This window comes from Streptomyces prunicolor NBRC 13075, assembly GCF_000367365.1.
Lineage (GTDB): Bacteria > Actinomycetota > Actinomycetes > Streptomycetales > Streptomycetaceae > Streptomyces > Streptomyces prunicolor.
In genome coordinates this window covers 1-19396 of record NZ_BARF01000160.1, presented here as the reverse complement: position 1 = coordinate 19396, position 19396 = coordinate 1, and the positions used below count along the sequence as shown (strand labels likewise).

The window sequence follows — 19396 nt, the reverse complement described above, 5'->3', positions numbered from 1 at the left end:
CGACCACAACGCCGAGGAGCACGCGCTGCTCGCCGAGCACATCGTGGCGTACCGCCTCGACGGACCGCTGTTCTTCGCCGGCGCCCATCGCTTCCTGCTGGAGCTGGCGGAAGTCTCCGACGTACGGGTCGTCATCCTGCGCATGTCCCGGGTGACTACCGTCGACGCCACCGGCGCGCTCGTCCTCAAGGACGCGGTGGACAAACTCCAGCGGCGGGGCATCGCCGTCATGACCTCCGGGATACGCCCCGGACAGCGCCAGGTCCTGGATTCCGTCGGAACGCTGAAGCTGCTCCGGCTCGAAGGTCGCGAATACGCCACCACACCCGAGGCGATCCGGGGCGCCCGCGGCTACCTGGAGCGCGCCGGCGTCCTGCCGTCGCTCCCCGCCCGGACCTCCGGACCCATCGGCGAGGAAACTGAGGAAACCGTCGGATGAGCAGTCCCCCTGCAGCCCTGCGCATGATCGAGGTCTCCGGTACCGAGGCCCTGTGGCTGCTGGAGGGCAGCGTATTGGGGCGGCTGGTGTACCCGCAGCGGGACCTGACCGTCGTCCGGCCCGGTCGGCACACCTGGGAGTACGGCCGTGTGGTGGTGCGTACTCCCGCCCCGGCAGCCGCGATCCCCGTCGACGCGACGTACCACGTGGACGAGGTACGCGAGGCGACCGGCACGGGCTGGAGCGTCACCGTCGCCGGACCGGTCGACGTGATCACCGACCCGGACGAGGCCGCCCACTACAGCCGCACCCTCAGCGGCTGGACCCACGGTCCGCACGACAACCTGCTGCGCCTGCACCCTACGACCGTGAGCGGATTCCGCCTCGTCCGTGCGGCGGCGTGATGAGCGCCCGGCTGGAGGCCCTGCCCTACCGGCATGTACTTGACGCTGCCCACGATGCCGTCCGCGGTCCGGACGGCCCGGGAGACCGCCGAGCAGGCCCTGGTCGAGTGGGGGATGAACCCGCGCCACCCCACCGTCGATCCCGCCCTGTTGATCCTGAGTGAACTGGTCACCAACAGCGTCCGTCACGCCGCGGAGCTCTCCCCGTAGGTCACCGTCATCTACGCGGCGAGCGAGGACTGTCTGGCCTTCGCCGTGCACGACCGCCACCCCTACCAGCCGGCGCTCTACGGCGCGGTCACCGGGACCGGAACGGGCGGCCTGGCCACCGTCATGGAGCTCACCCTGGGCCTGGGCGGCACCGCGGTGGTCCGGGGCGACGCCGACGGGAGGGGCAAGAGCATCTGGATCACTCTCCCACTCTGACCGAACAGGCCGACCGTGCAAGGAAGTTGACGATCATGACCATCGAATGGCGATACACCGCCGAGCGGGACCTCGGCGTCCTGTCCGTCTCCGGGTACCTGGGACCGGAGGCCGTTCGTCGCTTCGAGGGTGCCGTCGGCTGGGCGGTGGGACGTGGAACGGGTCCGGTCATCGTCGACCTGACCGGACTGCGCGGCTGGTCGGCCGGGGGCCAGCCGGCGATCACCGAGGCCGCGCGCCGTCTCGCCGCAGCGGGCCGCGGCCTGGAACTGGCCGCGATCCCGGCCGACGGCTCCCTCGTCCCGAGCGGGGATCACCCTGCCATCCCTGTGCACGCCGACCTGGCCGGAGCACTCGCCGCACACAGCACGCGGCACGGCGAGCCGCCGGAGGGCTGACACGAGTGGCGCACGACAGGCTGGCCGACCGGGGAGCCCGGGGTCTGATGCCTGCTGGCTCCGCCGGGTGCGAAGGCGCCGTCGCAGTTCCGCACGGGCGCGACGGCGCAGACGTCCCTCGCCGTGGCGATGGCTACGTCCTCAGTGAAGTCTGTCGAGGCCGGCCCCTGGCCGGAGGCGCCGGCGGCGACCGCGCCGGTGATGTCGGCTGTGCCGGCGTAGGCCGCTTTCGCGGCGGTTGTCTCGACGGACAGCGGTCCCGCACCATGAGCCGGTAGGTCGCACACGAGCGCGCCGGTGCCGAGCAGGTCCTCAGGCGCAGGCCGCCGTCCCGCCACCGCTCACCCGCGGCGACCACGGCTGTCGGACGCTCGGGAGTGCCGTGGACGTGTGCGGTGAGCCGGCTGCCGACCGTGGCGGTGTTGCGCAGGCAGGCGGCACTGCCCGGGGACGGCAGCACCGGACGTGCGACGAACGGGGCCCGACGAAGGCGGGCCGACGAGAGACCAGGGGCTGTCGGCCGTGCGCCCGACTCCCGCGCGCAGACGGTGGCCGCCTTCTCCGCTGCGGGCTGCTCGGCCGTGGTGTCGGAGTCGGAGCTCTCGGGCAGCCGGAACGGGAGGACCCGGATGCCCTTTTCGACGGCGATGCTCATCATCGTGGCGTGGACTGCGCGTCGGCGATGACCAGGCAGGTCGCCTCTGAGGCGACGAGTCCCGCGGCCGTTGGATCCCACTCGAAGCGGATCCCGCTCCTGGACCGGCCGTTCCGGTCACCCGTGCCACATCCCCGTTCGTCGAACCGCGTGCCGGGTGTGGGTCAGCTCTTCTCGCCGTCCGACGAGGGCGCGGTAGCCCGGCCCCCGAAGGACAGCTTGAGCATCCGGGCCCCGCCACACCGTGGGCACCGACCGTGCGGGCCGACAGCGGTGGGGCGGCACTTGAGGCGGCAGGCGGGGCACTTGAACCAGGCGACGCCGGCGCCGTGCAGCGGAATGATTCTCACGCAAGCCTCCCTCGCATCACCCATGGAGTTGCTAACCTTAGCAATTGCCGAGATTGCTATCACCGGTTTCGGGTGGTCGGTTCTCGTCCGCGGATTCGGCGTTGTAGGTGCCGCAGGCGAGGATGGGCCGCATGTGTGTGACGAGTGGGTGGATGCGATGCGCCGGGAACGGTCGGGTGCGGCCATGCTGCTGCAGCGGGGAGGCGACGGCACGATGAGTACGCCGCTGTACCAACTGAAGGCCGAGTTCTTCAAGACGCTCGGCCACCCCGCTCGCATCCGGGTGCTGGAGCTGCTGAGCGAGCGCGAGCACGCGGTGGCGGAGATGCTGCCCGAGGTGGGGATCGAGGCGGCCCACCTGTCACAGCAACTCGCGGTGCTGCGGCGGGCGAACCTGGTGGTGACCCGCAAAGAGGGCTCGACGGTGTACTACTCGCTGACCAGCCCGGACATCGCCGAACTGCTCAGAGTGGCCCGCACCATCCTGTCCGGTGTGCTCGCGGGGCAGGCCGAACTCCTCGCCGATCTGCGGGCCGCCCAGACACAGGCGAAACCGCCGTCGTAGCGACGGCTCCTCAATCGCCGGCCGTCTCCCGGGAGTTGCCAGCGCTCCGTGGTGCGGGAGGCGGCCGCTTCACCCCGAGCGACGCAACTCCGGTCGCGGATGGCCTGTCGGGCACCTGCCCTGCCCCTGGGCCTCGGCGCCTGCGCGGCGCCCGCCCTCGCCGCCGGTGCTGCTCTCGGCGTCGTCCGTGCTGGTCACCCGGGAATGCGGAACGGCGCGGCCGGACACCGTACGGGTGTCCGGCCGCACCGCTCCGCGCCGCGTCAGCTCGTCGCGCGCACCGCGTCACGGATCAGGCCGGCGACCTCCTTGGGCCGGGAGACCGCCACGGCGTGCGAGGCGCCTTCGAGTTCGACGACGGTGGCCCCGGCCCGCTTCGCGCCGAAGCGTTCGACCTCGGGGTTGATCGCTTCGTCCGCCCCGGCGACGAGCGCCCAGGCCGGCTTCGTCTTCCACGCGGACGCGACGGCGGTCTCCTCGAACGCCGCGGCGGCCAGGGGGCGTTGGGCCGCCGCGAGGACCTTGGTGACGTTCGCGGGCACGTCGGCGGCGAACACCGACGGGAAGGCGTCCTCGGCGATGGTGACCTCGACGGCCGGGTCGCCGCCCGGGACCGGGTACGTCCACTCCTTGAGGTTGCTGACGAGCGACGAGAGCGGGAAGCGCCCCTGCAACTCGCCGAGGCTCTCGCCTTCTTCGAGGGCGTAGGCCGCCACGTAGACCAGACCGACCACGTTCTCCGTGGTGCCGGCCACGGTGATCAGCGCACCGCCGTAGGAGTGGCCGACGAGGACGACCGGGCCGTCGATCTGGGACGCCACGGACGCGATGTACGCGGCGTCCGACGCCAGGCCGCGCAGCGGATTCGACGGCGCGAGCACGGGGATGCCGTGGCTCTGCAGCTCCGCGATGACACCGGACCAGCTGCCGGCGTCCGCGAAGGCGCCGTGCACGAGGAGGACCGTGGGAGTGGTGGACATGAGGGGGGCTCCTTCTGGGTGTCTCAGCGGCCGTGGAGCGCGGTGCGCAGGGTGTCGACGGCCAGCGTGATCGCGGCCTCGGCGGCGTGGGTCTCGCGCAGCGCGTTGAGCATCACGAAGTCGTGGATGATCCCCTGGAAGCGCACGGCCGTCACCGGGACACCAGCCTCGCGCAGCTTGTTCGCGTACGCCTCGCCCTCGTCGCGCAGCACGTCGGCCTCACCCGTGATGACGAGGGCCGGGGGCAGCCCGGCGAGCTGCTCGGTGGTGGCACGCAACGGGGACGCGGTGATCTGGGCGCGTTCGGCTTCGTCGGTCGTGTACTGGTTCCAGAACCACTGCATGCCGTCGCGGCGCAGGAAGTAGCCTTCCGCGAACTGATGGTAGGAACCGGTGTCGAAGCTCGCGTCGGTCACCGGGTAGAACAGCACCTGCTGGAGCAGCGGGACGTCGCCGCGCTGCTTGGCCATCAGGGTCAGCGCGGCGGTCATGTTGCCGCCGACGGAGTCGCCCGCCACGGCGATGCGGCCGGCGTCCAGGTCCTTGGACGCGCCCTGCTCGACGACCCACTTCGCGACGGTGTAGTTCTGCTCGATGGCGACCGGGTAGCGCACCTCGGGGGAGAGGTCGTACTCCGGGAAGACCACGGCGGCGTTCGCGCCGACGGCGAGTTCGCGGACCAGCCGGTCGTGGGTGTGGGCGTTGCCGAACACCCAGCCCGCGCCATGGATGTAGACGATCACAGGCAGGGGCCCGGAGGCACCCGCGGGCTTCACGATCCGGGCCCGGACGCTGCCCGTCGGGCCGCCGGAGACGGTGATCCACTCTTCGTCGACGGCAGGCTTCTCGACCTCGCCGGACTGCACTTCGTCGACCGCCTTGCGGCCCTCGGCGGGCGTCAGGTCGAAGAGATAGGGCGGGTTGGCGGTTGCCTCGGCGAAGGCGGCTGCCGCCGGCTCCAGCACCGGCTGGACCGGTTCGACGGCGTCGGACATGTGCTTCTCCTCTGTTTCGGATGAGATCGGCGGGACCTCGGTCAGGACGTTAGGACGGAGGGGTCGACAAAAGTTGCGCGCCAGTGCACCGGTGCTGGTCCGGCAGCGCACCTGAGGGGACGCCGTGCGCTGCCGGACGCGAACTGCCCCGGAATTCACCGCTGTTCCCTCCGCGGGAGGTTGTCGAAAGGTGTCGAGGATGCCGGTCGGCGGGTTGGTCGCCCCTGCCACCGGCCACGCCGCGGATCCGGTCGTCCGCAACGCGAAGATCCACACGGGAGACCCGGTTCGCCTGCAGGCCGGGGCTGTCGCCGCTCGCGACGGTGTCGTCATGTTCGTCGGCGACGACAATGACGTGGCCGCGCAGGTCGGCCCTGCCACGCAGGTGGTCGATGCCCTGGGCCGACGGTTGGTCTCCCTGTCCGTGCCGGACAGGTTCCTTGGTGCCCTCGCAGGCGCCGGGCTTCTGTCGCGCACCGAACTCGCCCCTGCTCCGGCGCCGGCCACGCATCGGCTGTCGGAGACGCACGCCGCCCGGATCGGGCCGACGCGGTCGGCGCCCTGACCGCGTCAGACGCCTGGCCGCTGCCCGCGGTACCGCGCCGGGGACATCCCGTACGCCTTGCGGAAGGCATGGCTGAAGTGGGCGGGGCTGATGAACCCCCACCGGGCGGCCACGGCGGCGATGGTCCGGTCGGCCGCCGTGGGACGGGCGAGTTCGGCTCTGCACGACTCGAGCCGGCGACGGCGTATCCAGCCGCCGACCGTTGTGCCCTGCTCGTGGAAGAGCTTGTGCAGATAGCGCAGGGAGACGCCGTGCTCGTCGGCGAGGATTTGGGGGGAGAGCTCGGGCTCGCCGAGGCGGGTCTCGATGGTGGCCTTGATGCGGTCCAGCAGCGTGGCCTCCTGTGCACCGGCCGGTTCCGTGGTGGCCAGCCGATCCGCGGCCAGGGTGGCGAGGAGGTCGGCGACAGCGCGGGCGAGCTCCTCGCGGGCGGTCGGTGCGGCAGTGCCGAGCTCCTGCGCCAGTCCGGACAGGAGCGGGAGCAGAAACGCGGCCGGTCCCTCGGGCGCGTCGCCGATGACCTTCGCGGTGACCCGGCGCAGCTCCGCCTCGCCCAGCCTCAGCAGCGGTCGCGGCACCATCAGGACCCGCGCCCGCTGGTGCTCCGGCAGGACGAGGCTGAACGGCCGGCTCGCGTTGTAGAAGGCCAGGACCCCGGGGTGCAGGTCTGCCGAGCGGCCGTCCTGGAACAGCCGGGCCCGGCCGTCGAGTTGCAGACGGGCGAACATGTGGCCGTGGCCGTCGGCCGCCGCGCCCTGTGGAGTCCGGACGACCTCCACGCCGTCGGACTCCTCGGTCGCTACCTGAAGCGTGCCCATTCGGAGCACCTGGAGGGAGCCCCGCCAGAACTCCGGGTCCGAACGGGAGACCAGCTCAAGGTCGCCGTAGGCCGTCGACACAGCCTGTTTCCACGACGACAGCCCGTCCACGGCGCTCAAGTGGCCCGGCACCAGTCCTCCTCCGCGAAGCGCCGGGCCCGTTCGTCCCGCAGCCAGTCGGTCGGGGAGGTGCCGTACTCCCGGCGGAAAGCCCGTCCGAAGTGCGCGGTGCCGCTGAATCCCCAGCGGCGGGCGACGCTGCCCACGCTCGCGGCGCCGGCCAGTTCCCTGCGGCACTCCTGGAGCCGGAGTTCACGAATCCAGCGGCCGACCGTCGTGCCCTCCTGCTCGAACAGCCGGTGCAGATACCGCGCCGAGATGCCGTGGGCCCGGGCAATGACCGCGGGCGTGAGGGTCGGCTCCGCCAGGTGCCAGCGGATGAACCTCTGGACGCGCAGCAGGAGCACCCGGTCGGCGCCGGGCAGGCCGGCCGGCTCCGCACCCAGTTGCTGTGCCGCGGTCGCGGCCAGCAGGCCCACGGCACTGTCGGCCAGCCGCTCGGCGACCGGCCCGGAGTAGGACTCGGACGTGTCCGCGAGACGTGACATGAACGGTGAGAGCAGGGCGGCGAGTCCGCCCACCGGACGCAGGGCGCGCGCGGTGATCCGTCCCAGGGTCGCTTCCGGCTGGCCGAGGAGACACCGGGGTACGGCGAAGATCTTCAGCTGGAACCGTTGCGGAAACCGCGTGCGGAACGGACGGACGGTCTCGAAGAACGCGATGTCACCGGGACGGAGTTCCGTGTACCGGCCGTCCTGCTCGACCTGGGCCGTGCCGCTGCTCTGTACGGCGACGAGTACCTGCCCGCCGTCGCCGTGGGCGACGAAGCGCGGGGCCCGGTGGACCTCTCCCGGATCGCAGTCGACCGTGGTGATCTGGAGTTCGCCCAGTCGGTCCGTACGCATCGTGGCGTCGTACGTCCCGCTCTCGGTGGCGATGTCCATCCCCACCAGCGTGGCGAGCACGGCGTCATGCCAGAACTCCAGACTCTCGCCGGTCGGCACGGAACTCGTGGAGAGCACCTGGCCGCGTCGCCTCACCGTGGGGTCGTTCCCTGTGAAGGAATCGTAGAGGGCTGACATACCCGTCAGCGTGCCTCCGGCCCGGGGGCGGACGCATCAGTCGGTCGACTGGTCCTCGCCACGCAGCAGGTCGCGCAGGAAGGCGACGCTCTGCCGCACGGCCGCCCGCGTCGGCGGACTGTCACGCAGCGCGGCCAGCGAGACGAAGTCGTGGACCGTGCCCAGGAACCGGGTCGAGGTCACCTCGACCCCGGCCAGACGCAGCCGGTCCGCGTACTGCTCACCCTCGTCCCGCGTCACATCGGCCTCCGCCGTGATCAGCAGGGCCGGCGGCAGCCCCACCAGCTCCGCCGGGCCGGCGCGCGACGGGGACGCGGTCGGCTCGGCCAGGTCCCGGGGATCGTCGCTGTACTGCCGCCAGTACCCGCGCAGGGCTTCCCGGGTGAGCAGATATCCCTCGGCGAACTGCCGCTGGGAGGCGCTGGCGCAGCGTGCGTCGGTGATCGGGTAGTACAGCAGTTGGGCACGGATCCTCGGGCCGCCGCGCGACTTCACCAGCATGGTGAGCGCGATGGCCAGGGTGGCTCCGGCGCAGTCCCCGGCCACCGCCATCCGGCCGGTGTCCAGCTCCAGTTCGGCCGCGTGGCGGACGGCCCAGACCATGAGGGCGTAGCACTCCTCGACGGCCACGGGGTAGCGGGCCTCGGGGGCGCGGCTGTACTCGGGTACGACGGCGACCACTCCCGCGCCGAGCACGAGCTCGCTGACGAGCCGGGCGTGGGTCTGCGCGTCTCCCAGGATCCACCGGCCGCCGTGAACGTAGAACAGGACGGGAAGCGGCCCCCGTACTCCGCGCGGCCGGAAGATCCAGAAGCCCACCAGCCCGGACGGTCCCACGGGTGCCACCTGGAAGGACGCTTCCACCGCGAAGTCCTCCACCCGGTGGACCTGGGACTCCGTCAGGGCCTGTCGGCCGGCGGCCGGCGACAGCTCGTGCAGAAAGGGCGGCGCCGAGGACGCCTCGACCAGGCGCTGCACCAAGGGATCGAGCGCCGGGAAGGAGGGGTGCCGTCCGTCGGGTTCCATGCGACAACCGCCTCTCGCCCGGTCACTTCTCGCACACGAGGAGATCGCGGAGTTGGTGGCGGCTGCTGATGCCGAGTTTGGGATAGACGTTGTAGAGATGCGAGCCCACGGTACGCGGCGACAGGAACAGCTGTTCGCCGGTCTCGCGGTTGGACAGACCGTCCGCGGCCAGCCGTACGATCTGCCGTTGCTGGGCGGTCAGTTCACCCAGCGGATCCGCCGACGAGGGAGCCTCGGCCACCCCGCTCGCGCGCAGCTCGCCGCGGGCTGACTCGACCAGGTGCCGGGCGCCGAGCCGGGTGGCCGCTTCCAGTACGACGGTCAGCTGGGCGCGAGCCTCCAGCGGCCTCCGGTGTCTGCGCAGCCAGATCGCGTACCCCAGGCGGGCTCGGGCCCGTTCCAGAGGCCAGCGGGCCGCCTCCGGATTGACCACGGCCAGCTGGAAGTGGTGCTCGGGGTCCGCGTCCTCGTCGACCAGCGCCGCCGCGTGGTGCATGAGCAGCGTCATCCGGGTCGTCGGCCGGACACCCTGGCTTCGCCGGACCCGCGCGAGGACGTGCGCCGCTTCCCGCCGCCGGCCCGTGCGGTGGGCGGCGACGGCCAGTTCGGCGACGCAGCGGGGCGAGAGGAAGGGGTCGAGGGGATCGCCGTCGTCCGCGAACAGCGTCCGCAGGTGCCGGAAGGCGCCGTCTCCGTCCCCGAGGACCATGGCCGTCAGACCGCAGGCCCGCAGCATCCTGGCATGCGTGGCGCGGTTCTCGTGCAGGCTGACGGAGCGCCAGTTCGGGCCGGTGAACCGGGTGCCCGGCACGCTCTCGCCGCGCAGCGCACGCAGGGTCGTACCCAGAGCTTCGAGATCCATCTCGACGCGGGTCCACCGATGGACGGCGGCGTACGAGAGCCCCTCTTCGATCAGGGACTCGGCCTCGGACCAGCGTCCGAGATCCAGGAGCGTGTCCACCTGGTCCGCGACGGTCCAGGCGAGCGGGCCCAGGGCGCCTTGCGCGCGCAAGCGCTCGCCCGCCTGCCGGAACTGCTCCGCGCACAGGTCCGACTCGTCGGTGTGGTGGGCGAGCGAGGCAGTCGTGAGCAGCTGGGCCGGCCGGCCCAGGCCGGTCGTGGTCGAGGCGAGGGCCTTCAGGGAGGCGAGGACGTCGGTGTGCTGCCCGCCGTCCTTGGACACCCGGCCGACGAAGAACCCCAACTGCCGCCAGTGTTGCGGGAGTCCGGACTGGCGGGCGATGCCCGTCGCGACGGCCGCCAGGGCGAAGCCCGTCTTGGTATCGCTCTCAGGCGTGTGCCGCGCCGCCTCCAGCAGGAGGTCGAACGCCTCTCGCTGGAACGACAGCAACGACAACGCCCCACCCACGGCGCAGGCCGCGGCACCCGTCTGTTCCGGGTCCACCTCGCCCGGTGGCGCGTACAGCTCGCGTACCCATGCCGGGTCTCCGAGCTCGCTCGCGGCGGTGAGTGCCGCGGCGAGACGGCCGGCGCGGTCGTGGCCGAGGGGACTGAGGAGCGCGGCCTGCTCCAGCGCGCGGGCAGCGGTGAAGCGGTCGCCCAAGGCGGAAGCGGCTTGCAGGGCCGCGGCCACGGACTCGTCCGGACCGACGGCGGCCGTGGCCAGGTGCGAGGGGCCGTGGGCGGACACGGCCGCCAGATCCTTGTGGGCCCGTCGGCGCAGCTGCGCGGGCCGCCGATGGTAGGCCGCCGTGCGCGCCAGCGGGTTGCCGAAGGCGAGTCGCCCCCCGATGACGGTGATCAGCCCGGCCGCCTCCGCCGGGGCCCACACCCTGAGGTCGTCGGAGCCCAACGCGGCCATGACGGTGCCGAGTTCCTCCTGCGGCAGGGCGGCCGCCGCGTACAGCAGGGCGTGCTGTGTCCCTTCCGGCAGCGCCTCCAGCCGCGCCGCGTACATCTGCTGGATGCCCCGGGTCCGCTCCCCGGCACGGCTGAGCTCGATGATCGCCAGCGGATTGCCCTCCGCCTGCCGGAGCAGCTCCAGCCTGGCCCGTCCGGTGGGCGCACCGGGCTGCGCATCCAGCAGCCGGGCCGCCGCCCGCGGGGAGAGTGGGCCCAGGGGCAGTACAGCGAGGTCCGAGGGGACGCCTGGAGGAGGAGCCTCGCCGTGTGCCGAGAACAGCACGGTGACGGACGGATCGGTGAGGCGTCGTGCCACGAAGGACAGGACGGCCAGGGAGTCACGGTCGCAGTCCTGGAGGTCGTCGACGGTCAACAGGACCGGACCGGTCCGCGCGAGCTGCGCCAACAGGGTCAGGACCGCGGTGGGCAGGACCATTCCCTCCGGCACCGCGTCGTCCGCAGTCGGCGCGAAGAGGGCGTGCAATGCCCGCTGTTGGGGATCCGGCAGGTTGTCGAACTCGTCCAGTACCGGCAGGAGGAGCTGGTGCAGACAGGCGTACGACTGCCGCGCCTCCGACGGGCAGGCACGTGCCGACAGGACGCGGGCCCCGCGCTCCCCGGCCTCCTTCCCGGCGATCCGGAGCAGTCGGGTCTTTCCGGTGCCGGTGTCCCCCAGCACCAACAGGGACTGCGGCCGGTCCACGCCCCGCAGGATCCGGTCGACGTCCGCTTCCCTGCCCACTGCCGCACTCCCGATCACTGTGCCCCGTCCGGAGATCCGCATGCTGTCAGGGGTGCGACGAGGACCGCATCTGTCATGTGACCAGTCGTGCGCGGCGGGCCTGGCAGGATGGGACGTGAACGGCGGGGAGAACGGAACTTCATGGACGTCGGTGACTTCGGTGCCGAGCAGGGACACGGGCCGGCGATCCTCGGCAGGGATCGTGAGGTCACGGATCACACAGCTGGTCGGCGCGGCGGACGGCAACGGCCCCAAGGTGCTCGTGCTGACCGGTGAGCCGGGGGTCGGCAAGAGCACCCTGGTCGACAGGGCCGCCACGCAGGCCGCGCACCGTGGCCGACGCGTGCTGTGGGTACGGGGCTGCGAGGGCGAGCAGGACCTCGGCTTCGCCGGGGTGCATCAGCTGCTGAGTCCCGTCCTCAGCGGTGTCGACCGGCTTCCCGCGCGTCAGCGTGATGCCCTGCGCCACGCGTTCGGCATGGATCAGGCCGACGGATCACCGACCCCCGACCCGCTGTTGATCAGAACCGCGGTGCTGACGCTGCTCTCGGACACGGCGGCGGAGCGTCCGCTGCTGATCGCCGTCGACGACGCCCAGTGGCTGGACGTCGGCTCGCTGGACGTGCTCGCCTTCGTAGCCCGGCGACTCGACGGGGAACCCACTGCCCTCCTGCTCGCGGCGCGCGAGGAAGCGGTGCCCGTGCGCTTCGACCGTGACTTCCCGCATCTGACGGTCGGTCCGCTGGACCGGGCAGCGGCCGGACTCCTGCTGAGCGCGAGGTGCTCCGACTGGTCATGGATTCGGGTCGCTCCTCTGTCACCGCCCTGTGGATCGGTGCCGGGCCGGGCAGCGCCGTGGCTGCGTCCGCCGCCCGGCCCGGGGTCTTCAGGCGCCCGCTACGAGTTCGGGGTGTTCGTGCTCGCAGGTGTCGTCGATGCCGTAGGTGTCCCATGTGGGAAACGGGTCGACGGGCGGGAGGCGCTCACCGTCGGTCATGAGGCAGTTGGTCAGTGCGGCGTGCAGGGTGTCCGGGTGCAGGTGTGTGCCGATGAAGACCAGTTCCTGGCCGTCAGGGCTGTCGGGGTTGCTCGCGGCGGAGGGTTCGAAGCGGGCGACGGTGCCGGCCTGGGACCACAGGCCCGTCACTCGTGGGCGGCTGGCCAGGGTGAAGAAGCCCTTGGCGCGCAGGATTTGCCCGTATGTGCCGCTGTCGAGTTCTTCGGTCACGAACGTCCACAGTCGGCAGGGGTGGAAGGGCAGTTCGGAGCGGTAGACGGTCGAGGAGATGCCGTACTCCTCTGTCTCGGGGACGTGGTCGCCGTTGAGCTCTCTCACCCAGCCGGGGGTCTGTTGGGCGCGTTCCAGGTCGAAGAGCCTGGTGCCCAGTACGTCGCCGACCTGCACGCGGCCGTGGACGGCCGGGACGATGCGCGCGGCCGGGTTGAGACGGGTGAGGGTCGCTTTCAGTCGGTCGGCCGATTCCTCGTCGACGAGGTCGAGTTTGTTGAGGATGATGACGTCGGCGAACTCGATCTGGTCCATGAGCAGGTCGCTGACGGTGCGTTCGTCGTCCTCGTGCTGGTCCAGGCCGCGTTCGGCGAGTTCGTCGCCGCTGGTCAGTTCGGGCAGGAAGTTGGCGGCGTCGACGACGGTGACCATGGTGTCCAGGCGGGCGATCTCCCCGAGGGTGGCGCCGTCGTCGCGGGCGAAGGCGAAGGTGGCGGCCACCGGCATGGGTTCGGAGATGCCGGACGACTCGATGAGCAGGTAGTCGAAGCGGTCCTCGCGGGCCAGGCGGTCGATCTCCTCCAGCAGGTCGTCGCGCAGGGTGCAGCAGATGCAGCCGTTGGTCATCTCGACCAGGCGTTCCTCGGTGCGGGACAGGGCTGCCTCGCCGCCGCGCACGAGTGCGGCGTCGATGTTGATCTCGCTCATGTCGTTGACGATGACGGCGACGCGCAGGCCCTCGCGGTTGCCGAGGACGTGGTTGAGGAGAGTGGTCTTGCCCGCGCCGAGGAATCCGGACAGGACGGTGACGGGCAGTCGGTCGTGAGAGCTGTAGGACATGAGCGGTCAGCCCTCGGGGCGCAGCAGCCCGCGCTCGTACGCTTTCGCCAGCCGCTGGGGCACCAGGTACGGGACGCCGTCGATGGTGATCGGCACGAGCGTCGGCGTGGCCGCCTTCCACTGGGCGCGGCGGTGACGGGTGTTGCTGCGGGACATCTTCCGCTTGGGAACGGCCATGGGGTCCTCCTGGACGACTGCGATGGCTGCCGGTGAGCCGCAACCAAGCTATATGAAAATGGATACCGTTACCAACTGGGAGGTGGTAATCCATACGCCGGTCTACGTCGTGCGGCACTGCGGGCAGAGGCCAGTGAGTTCGACGGTGTGCTCGACCTCCGCGAAGCCGGAGGTGCGGGCGACGTGTTCGGCCCAGGTCTCGACCGCCGCGGAGTCGACAGGGGCGCTCAACCCGCAGGCGCGGCACAGCAGATAGTGCTGGTGCTCGGGGAACGGGCGGTGGCGGAAGAGGCGTTCGCCACCCCGGTCGCGTACGACGTCGGCGCGGCCGGCGTCCACGAGGGCGGCCAGGGTGCGGTACACGGTGTTGAGGCCCACGGGCGCGCCTTGAGTTCTCAGTTCGTCGTGCAGGGCGCGGGCGCCGACGAAGCCGCCGTGGTCGATCAACGCCCTTACGACGCTGGTGCGTTGGGCGGTGCGGCGGCCGATGAGGTCCAGGTCGTCGGCCGGTGCGCCCATCACGCCTCCGCGAGACCGAGGCGGGCGTGGGGCCCGCGGGTGGCGACGAGGGCGGCCGCGTAGACGGCGGTGGCGACGGCCATGATGGCGAAACTGGGCGGCAGTTGGGGGACGTAGTAGCTCAGGGCGAGGCCCGCCCACATCTCCGCCACCGCGAGTCCCGCGGACAGGGCGAGGGCGTGGTAGGGCCGATCGGTGAGCCGTTGCGCAGCGCCGGCGGGGGCGGCGAGCAGGCCGAGCAGCAGCAGCGAGCCGACCGCCTGAGTGGCCTCGGCCGCGCAGGCGCCGACCAGGATCAGGAAGGCGAGGCCCAACAGGCGTACCGGCACGCGGCGGGCCGTCGCCACCGCCTCGTCGACGGAGGCGAACAGCAGAGGGCGGGCGACGGCGAGCACGGTGAGGCAGATGACGCCCGCGACGACGGCCGCCAGTTCGGCCTGACCGCTGGAGAGGCCGAAGATCGAGCCGAAGAGGACGTTCACCCCGGCGGTGCCGTTCGCCGCATTTCGGGACGTTGTGTAGAGGGTGAGGAAGAAGACGCCCAGACCCAGGATCCAGGAGAAGAGACTGCCGATGGCGACGTCGTCGGCGCGGCTTCGGCGGCCCAGCGCGCCGAGCACCACGGCGAACAGCACGGTGGCCGCGAACAGTCCCAGCCGAAGGTCGTAGCCAAGCGCAAGCGCCGCGAGTGCCCCGGTGAAGGCGACGTGGCTGAGCGCGTCGCCGGTGAAGACCTGGGCGCGCAGCACCAGGAAGTACCCCACGAGGCCGGCTGCCAGGGCGATCGCGGTGCCGGCCAGCAGCGCGTGCACGAAGTACGGATGCGTGAAGGCGCTCATGCGACAGCACCTCCTCCCACCACACGGTGCCTGCCGACGGCCGTGGAAAGAGTGCGGGCCGCGCGGGCCAGGACGTAGACGGCGAAGGCGAAGGTCGTCACGTAGAAACCGATCGGGTACGGCGAGTAGTAGGCGGCGATCAGCCCGGTCCAGGTCACCGCGACCGCGATCAGGACCGACAGCGCCAGGCTCGCGGCGGGCCGCGCGGTGAGCTGTTGTGCGGCTGCGGCGGGCATCACCAGCAGGGCGAACACCAGCAGCGTGCCGGTGATCTGACTGGCCTCGGCGGTCGCCGCTCCGAGCAGGACGAGGAAGGTCACGGACAGGGCCCGCACGGGCACCCCGCGTCCGAAGGCGACGTTCTCGTCGACGGAGGCGAACAGCAGCGGCCGACCGATGACCGCCAGCACGCCGAGCGCGACCGCCGCCACGATGGTCAGCACGGTCACCTGGGTGGTGGTGATGCCCAGGAAGCTGCCGAACAGCAGGGAGTTGACCCCGCCGAGGAAGCCCTTGTACAGGGCGACGAACAGGAAGCCGCAAGCGAGCAGGAACGCCTGGACCGTGCCGGTCAGCGCCGACTCCTGGCCGCTGCCGCCCTGCCCGACGCGCGGGATGGCGGCGATCACCAGGGCGCCGCCGATGCAGAACGCGAAGTAGCCGAAGCCAGCGCTGATGCCCAGCAGCGTCGCGCAGGCCGCGCCGGGAAAGCTGACCACGGACAGGGTGTGCCCGGCGAAGCTCTGCCGCCGCAGCACCATGAACCAGCCCATCACGGCGGCCAGTACGGCCACGACCGTACCGGCCCTGAAGGCGTTGACCATGAAGGGGAACGCCCAGATCTGCTGCAGGTCGGTCAGCGGATTCCACGACCAACCGGCGCTCGTTTCAGCCCAGTTCACGTCCCACCTCCCTCGACGTGCCGGTCGGTGTGGAGGGCGGGCGCCTCGGGCTGGCCGACGACCACCAGCCGCCCGTCGCTGGTGCGCAGCACCTCCACCGGCACGCCGTACAGCCGCGACAGCGTCTGCGTGGTGATCACGTCCTGAGGGCTGCCTGCGACCGCACCGCCTTCGGCGATGTACACCACTCGGTCCAGCCAGGCGAGGATGGGATTCACGTCGTGCGCGACCATGACGACGCTGACGCCGGCCTCGCGGCAGATCCGCCCGATCAGTGCGGCGACCGCGCCCTGGTGCGACAGGTCGAGGCTGTCCAACGGCTCGTCCAGGAGCAGCAGTTCGGGGTCCCGCACGAGTGCCTGGGCGATCAGCAACCGCTGCTGCTCGCCGCCGGAGCACTCGCCGATCGGACGGTGCGCGTACGCGCTCGCCCCGACCAGCTCGACGACTTCGGCGATACGGTCCCGGGCCTCCCGCCGCCGGGCGCTGAACCGGGCGGGCACCGGCAGTGGTACGCCCCATCGGTCGCCGTCCAGCCCGAGCCGCACGATGTCGGTGCCACGGATGCGCAGGCTCGCGTCGAAGTTGCGGCGTTGCGGCAGGTAGCCGACGCGGTGGCCCGCCCGGCCGGGCGCTTCGCCCAGCACCCTGACCTCACCGGCGGCGGGCGGCAGGATGCCGAGCAGCATCTTGATGAGGGTCGACTTGCCGACCCCGTTCGGGCCGAGGACGGCCACGAACTCCCCGGCGCCGACCTCCAGATCGACACCCGACCACAGGGTGCGGCTGCCGACGCGCACTCCGGCGCCGCGCAAGGACACGGCGGGCGATCGCGGCGGCTGTGGCCCGGCCGGTTGTGCGGGAACGCGGTGCCGGACCAGGTCGCCCAGCCGGGTGGCTGGATTCACGGTGCTCACCTGCCCGTCGCCTGCCCCAGGGCTTTCTCGATGCCCTGCAGCTGCCGTACCTGCCACGCCTGGAAGGACGCCCCGGCCGGGGTGAGGGTCTCGGTCACGGTCGCGACCGGAATGCCCTTGGCCTTTGCGGCCTTGACCTGGGCCTGCACGTCCGGGGTGGCGTTCTGGCTGTTGTAGACGTAGACCTTGATCTGCTTCTGGCTGATCTGCTGGTCGATCGTCTGCTTGTCCTTGGCCGTCGGGTCGGTGCCCTCGCTGATGGCGTCCAGGAAGGACTCGGGCGTGAGCATCTTCAGGCCCAGGCCCTCGGCGAGCGGGGTCACGATGGACTCCGAGGCGCCGATCGGGGTGTTCGCGTACTTGGCCTTGATGTCGGCGATCAGCTTGTTGTATGGCGCCAGGGTCTTGGTCTCGAAGGTCGTCTTCTGAGTGTCGAAGTAGGCGGCGTCGGCCGGGTCCAGCTTTTTGTAGTCGGCGGTGATCTTCTCGATGACCTGGTGGACGTTGTCCGGTGAGTACCAGCGGTGCGGGTTGCCGCCCGGCTTGATGCCCACCAGGTCGCCGACCTTCAGATCGGTACGGCCGCTCTCGGGGTTGGCGGACAGCAGCTTGTCCGCCCAGGCGTCGTAGCCGATGCCGTTGACGATCGTGTACTGGGCGCCTGCCACCAGTCGGCCGTTGGCCGCGGTCGGTTCGTAGTCGTGGGGGTCGGCGTTCGGGTTGTTGATGATGCTCTTGACCTGGACGTGGTCGCCGCCGAGTTGGGTGGCGATGCTGCCCCAGAAGTTCTCCGCCGCCACGACCTTGATGGTCTTGCTTGCCGTCGTCGACCCGGCGTCGGCGGTGTCGGAGGAAGAGGCGGTGGAGCAGCCGCTGGTGGCGGCCAGCGCCGCAACGGCGGCCAGGCCGCCGGCGATCAGGCGGGCGGGGCGGGATATCTGGATGCCGGCAGTACGCACGACGCGGTCTCCTTGACGGGCTGATGGGCCTCGCACACAGGGCAGGGCCCGGTGGAGCGGAACACTCACGACCGTAGATGGAAACGATTGTCACTACTAGGGAGTCGGCTGATCCAAATGAAAATCATTACGGATACTTGACTCTTGTCGTCATGCGGCGATGTCGGTGGCCGAGCGGCCTCGGGCCTCCCCCGTGATGGCTCCGTACTGGCAGTACCGCGACAGCGGCGTCAGCAGTCGCGGAATTCCGGGGACTGGTTGAGGATCTGGGACCGCAGGGAGGTGAAGCGGGCGTACGTCTCGCCGCCGCGGCCCTCGGGGCGGAAGGCGGCCACCCGGTGGCAGTTCTGGAAGGCGAGGGCGATGTCGAAGTGCCGCTCCAGGCTGCCGCGGATCGCGTCGCTGGACAGTGCGCGCAACAGTTGGCCGCGTTCCTTCTCGGAGGGGGGCGGGGTCTGGTTGTCGGCGAACTCGGCTGTGCCGGACAACAGTTCGCCGACCAGGCGGTCGACGAGGTTGTAGGCGTACGGCAGGGATGTACGGACCGTTTCCATGAAGTCCTCTTCCCGCACCTCACCGTTCTCGGCTTCGGCGAGCAGCTGCGGGGAGACGTCGAGCGACATGTATGGAAGTCCTTGTCTGTTGCGGCTTGTTGGGGTCTGTTGCGGAGCTGGTTCTGCCGGGTCAGGCGAAGGTGGCCAGGGCGGCGGGGCCGTGCTGGAACTCCGGGTCGACCTGGGCGGCGAGGTCCTGGCCCGTGGCCTCGTTGGCCCAGGCGGTGGCGTTGCGCAGGTGGAACGCGACGGCGTGCCGTTGGAAAGCGGCCCAGTCCTTGGGCCGGGCGTCGACGGCCTCGCACAGTCGCTCCAGGGTCCACGCGTTGTGCGGCTCCAGTGCGCCGGGCTCACGGCCCTGCTCCTGGGCGCGTACGAACGAGGACTGTTCGCAGTGGGCGACGAGGTCGGCGCCGACGTGCTCGCGGAGGAAGGCGAGGTCGTCCTCGCCGGTGACCTTGTTGCCGACGACGGCGATCGGCACGCCGAACTCGGCGGCGTGGTCGCGGTACTGGCGGTAGACCGAGACGCTCTTCCGGGTCGGTTCGACGACCAGGAAGGTCATGTCGAAGCGGGTGAACAGGCCGGAGGCGAAGGCGTCGGCACCGGCCGTCATGTCGACGACGACGTACTCGCCGGGTCCGTCGACGAGGTGGTTGAGGTACAGCTCGACCGCGCCGAGCTTGGAGTGGTAGCAGGACACCCCCAGGTCGCTCTCGTCGAAGGCACCGGTGACCATCAGCGCCACCCCGCCGACGTCCTGGACGTGGTGGGCGTGGATCTCGTCGTCGCCCAGCAGCCGCAGCAGGCGGGAGCCGCGTCCGGGCGGGGTCGTCTTGACCATGGCGGCGCGGGAGGTGATCCGCGGGTTCGTGCCGCGGAGGTAGTCCTTGATCTCGCCGGTTCGCGCGCTGAGCGGCGGCGCGGCGAAGAACTCGTCCTCGTCGAGGCCGAGCGCGTAGGCGAGGTGCTGGTTGATGTCGCCGTCGACGGCGACGACCGGTGCGCCGGAGTGCGCCAGGTGACGGGAGAAGAGGGCGGACAGAGTCGTCTTGCCGCTGCCGCCCTTGCCGACGAATGCCACGCGCATGTC

General features: G+C 71.2%; 20 protein-coding genes and 2 pseudogenes. 7 read left to right on the top strand and 15 right to left on the bottom strand.

Annotation, left to right across the window (positions count from 1 at the left end; translation table 11 throughout):
* The 5 genes and pseudogenes from SPR02S_RS58565 to SPR02S_RS53725 form a co-directional block, all read left to right on the top strand.
* Positions 1 to 439, top strand: a 439-nt coding sequence (locus SPR02S_RS58565; protein ID WP_043259154.1) for a sodium-independent anion transporter, incomplete at its 5' end; no start/stop codon positions are given.
* On the top strand, positions 436 to 843 hold the full coding sequence (locus tag SPR02S_RS53740; protein WP_026151733.1) for a pyridoxamine 5'-phosphate oxidase family protein: 408 nt from the start codon (positions 436 to 438) through the stop codon (positions 841 to 843). The genes SPR02S_RS58565 and SPR02S_RS53740, both read left to right, overlap by 4 nt.
* Positions 843 to 1269: pseudogene (locus tag SPR02S_RS58560) on the top strand (ATP-binding protein). Before SPR02S_RS53740 ends, SPR02S_RS58560 begins: the two are co-directional and overlap by 1 nt.
* Positions 1270 to 1304: 35 nt before the next feature.
* Entirely contained in the window at positions 1305 to 1667 is a 363-nt protein-coding gene (locus SPR02S_RS53730; RefSeq protein WP_019065321.1) for a hypothetical protein, read from the top strand.
* 1219 nt (positions 1668 to 2886) lie between these two features.
* Complete coding sequence (locus SPR02S_RS53725) at positions 2887 to 3237, top strand: ArsR/SmtB family transcription factor (RefSeq protein ID WP_026151732.1); 351 nt, start codon at positions 2887 to 2889, stop codon at positions 3235 to 3237.
* Positions 3238 to 3500: 263 nt separating this feature from the next.
* Here the strand turns inward: SPR02S_RS53725 and SPR02S_RS53720 are convergent, their stop codons facing one another.
* Together SPR02S_RS53720 and SPR02S_RS53715 are read right to left on the bottom strand one after the other, a co-directional pair.
* Positions 3501 to 4217, bottom strand: a complete 717-nt coding sequence (locus SPR02S_RS53720; RefSeq protein ID WP_019065319.1) for an alpha/beta fold hydrolase — start codon at positions 4215 to 4217, stop codon at positions 3501 to 3503.
* 23 nt (positions 4218 to 4240) lie between these two features.
* Positions 4241 to 5212 (bottom strand): alpha/beta hydrolase, encoded by a 972-nt coding sequence (locus SPR02S_RS53715; protein WP_019065318.1) that lies wholly within the window; start codon positions 5210 to 5212, stop codon positions 4241 to 4243.
* A 199-nt stretch (positions 5213 to 5411) separates the two neighbouring features.
* Here SPR02S_RS53715 and SPR02S_RS66025 point away from each other — a divergent pair, with 199 nt between their 5' ends.
* A complete protein-coding gene (locus SPR02S_RS66025) occupies positions 5412 to 5777 on the top strand; it encodes a hypothetical protein (RefSeq protein WP_019065317.1) in 366 nt (121 codons plus the stop codon).
* Between the two features lie 5 nt (positions 5778 to 5782).
* Here the strand turns inward: SPR02S_RS66025 and SPR02S_RS53705 are convergent, their stop codons facing one another.
* From SPR02S_RS53705 to SPR02S_RS53690, 4 genes are all read right to left on the bottom strand, one after another.
* The gene (locus SPR02S_RS53705; RefSeq protein WP_019065316.1) at positions 5783 to 6727 is read right to left on the bottom strand and encodes a helix-turn-helix domain-containing protein; all 945 of its coding nucleotides are present in this window, start codon (positions 6725 to 6727) and stop codon (positions 5783 to 5785) included.
* Complete coding sequence (locus tag SPR02S_RS53700; protein ID WP_043259153.1) at positions 6712 to 7677, bottom strand: helix-turn-helix domain-containing protein; 966 nt, start codon at positions 7675 to 7677, stop codon at positions 6712 to 6714. The genes SPR02S_RS53705 and SPR02S_RS53700 overlap by 16 nt, the downstream gene beginning before the upstream one ends.
* 96 nt (positions 7678 to 7773) lie before the next feature.
* Positions 7774 to 8763 carry an alpha/beta hydrolase gene (locus SPR02S_RS53695; protein ID WP_019065314.1) on the bottom strand — a complete coding sequence of 330 codons (990 nt, stop codon included), beginning with the start codon at positions 8761 to 8763 and terminating at the stop codon, positions 7774 to 7776.
* Between the two features lie 22 nt (positions 8764 to 8785).
* Positions 8786 to 11368: an AAA family ATPase gene (locus SPR02S_RS53690; RefSeq protein WP_019065313.1), complete on the bottom strand. Its 2583-nt coding sequence runs from the start codon at positions 11366 to 11368 to the stop codon at positions 8786 to 8788.
* A 40-nt stretch (positions 11369 to 11408) separates the two neighbouring features.
* Here SPR02S_RS53690 and SPR02S_RS61540 point away from each other — a divergent pair.
* A pseudogene (locus SPR02S_RS61540) lies at positions 11409 to 12002 on the top strand (AAA family ATPase); the annotation flags it as partial.
* A 252-nt stretch (positions 12003 to 12254) separates the two neighbouring features.
* Here SPR02S_RS61540 and SPR02S_RS53675 read toward each other — a convergent pair.
* The 9 genes from SPR02S_RS53675 to SPR02S_RS53635 form a co-directional block, all read right to left on the bottom strand.
* Entirely contained in the window at positions 12255 to 13436 is a 1182-nt protein-coding gene (locus tag SPR02S_RS53675; protein ID WP_019065310.1) for a GTP-binding protein, read from the bottom strand.
* Between the two features lie 6 nt (positions 13437 to 13442).
* On the bottom strand, positions 13443 to 13613 hold the full coding sequence (rpmF, locus tag SPR02S_RS53670) for a 50S ribosomal protein L32 (protein WP_019065309.1): 171 nt from the start codon (positions 13611 to 13613) through the stop codon (positions 13443 to 13445).
* Positions 13614 to 13715: 102 nt separating this feature from the next.
* Complete coding sequence (locus SPR02S_RS53665; protein ID WP_019065308.1) at positions 13716 to 14132, bottom strand: Fur family transcriptional regulator; 417 nt, start codon at positions 14130 to 14132, stop codon at positions 13716 to 13718.
* Positions 14132 to 14971 carry a metal ABC transporter permease gene (locus SPR02S_RS53660; RefSeq protein ID WP_019065307.1) on the bottom strand — a complete coding sequence of 280 codons (840 nt, stop codon included), beginning with the start codon at positions 14969 to 14971 and terminating at the stop codon, positions 14132 to 14134. Before SPR02S_RS53660 ends, SPR02S_RS53665 begins: the two co-directional genes overlap by 1 nt.
* Complete coding sequence (locus SPR02S_RS53655; protein ID WP_019065306.1) at positions 14968 to 15873, bottom strand: metal ABC transporter permease; 906 nt, start codon at positions 15871 to 15873, stop codon at positions 14968 to 14970. Before SPR02S_RS53655 ends, SPR02S_RS53660 begins: the two co-directional genes overlap by 4 nt.
* Positions 15870 to 16781 (bottom strand): metal ABC transporter ATP-binding protein, encoded by a 912-nt coding sequence (locus SPR02S_RS53650; protein WP_245607792.1) that lies wholly within the window; start codon positions 16779 to 16781, stop codon positions 15870 to 15872. The genes SPR02S_RS53655 and SPR02S_RS53650 overlap by 4 nt, the downstream gene beginning before the upstream one ends.
* A 5-nt stretch (positions 16782 to 16786) precedes the next feature.
* Entirely contained in the window at positions 16787 to 17749 is a 963-nt protein-coding gene (locus SPR02S_RS53645) for a metal ABC transporter solute-binding protein, Zn/Mn family (protein ID WP_019065304.1), read from the bottom strand.
* Positions 17750 to 17979: 230 nt separating this feature from the next.
* The gene (locus SPR02S_RS53640; RefSeq protein ID WP_019065303.1) at positions 17980 to 18372 is read right to left on the bottom strand and encodes an SCO5389 family protein; all 393 of its coding nucleotides are present in this window, start codon (positions 18370 to 18372) and stop codon (positions 17980 to 17982) included.
* A 61-nt stretch (positions 18373 to 18433) separates the two neighbouring features.
* Positions 18434 to 19393, bottom strand: coding sequence for an ATP-binding protein (locus tag SPR02S_RS53635; RefSeq protein WP_026151731.1), 960 nt, complete (start codon positions 19391 to 19393; stop codon positions 18434 to 18436).
* Between the last annotated feature and the right edge of the window lie 3 nt (positions 19394 to 19396).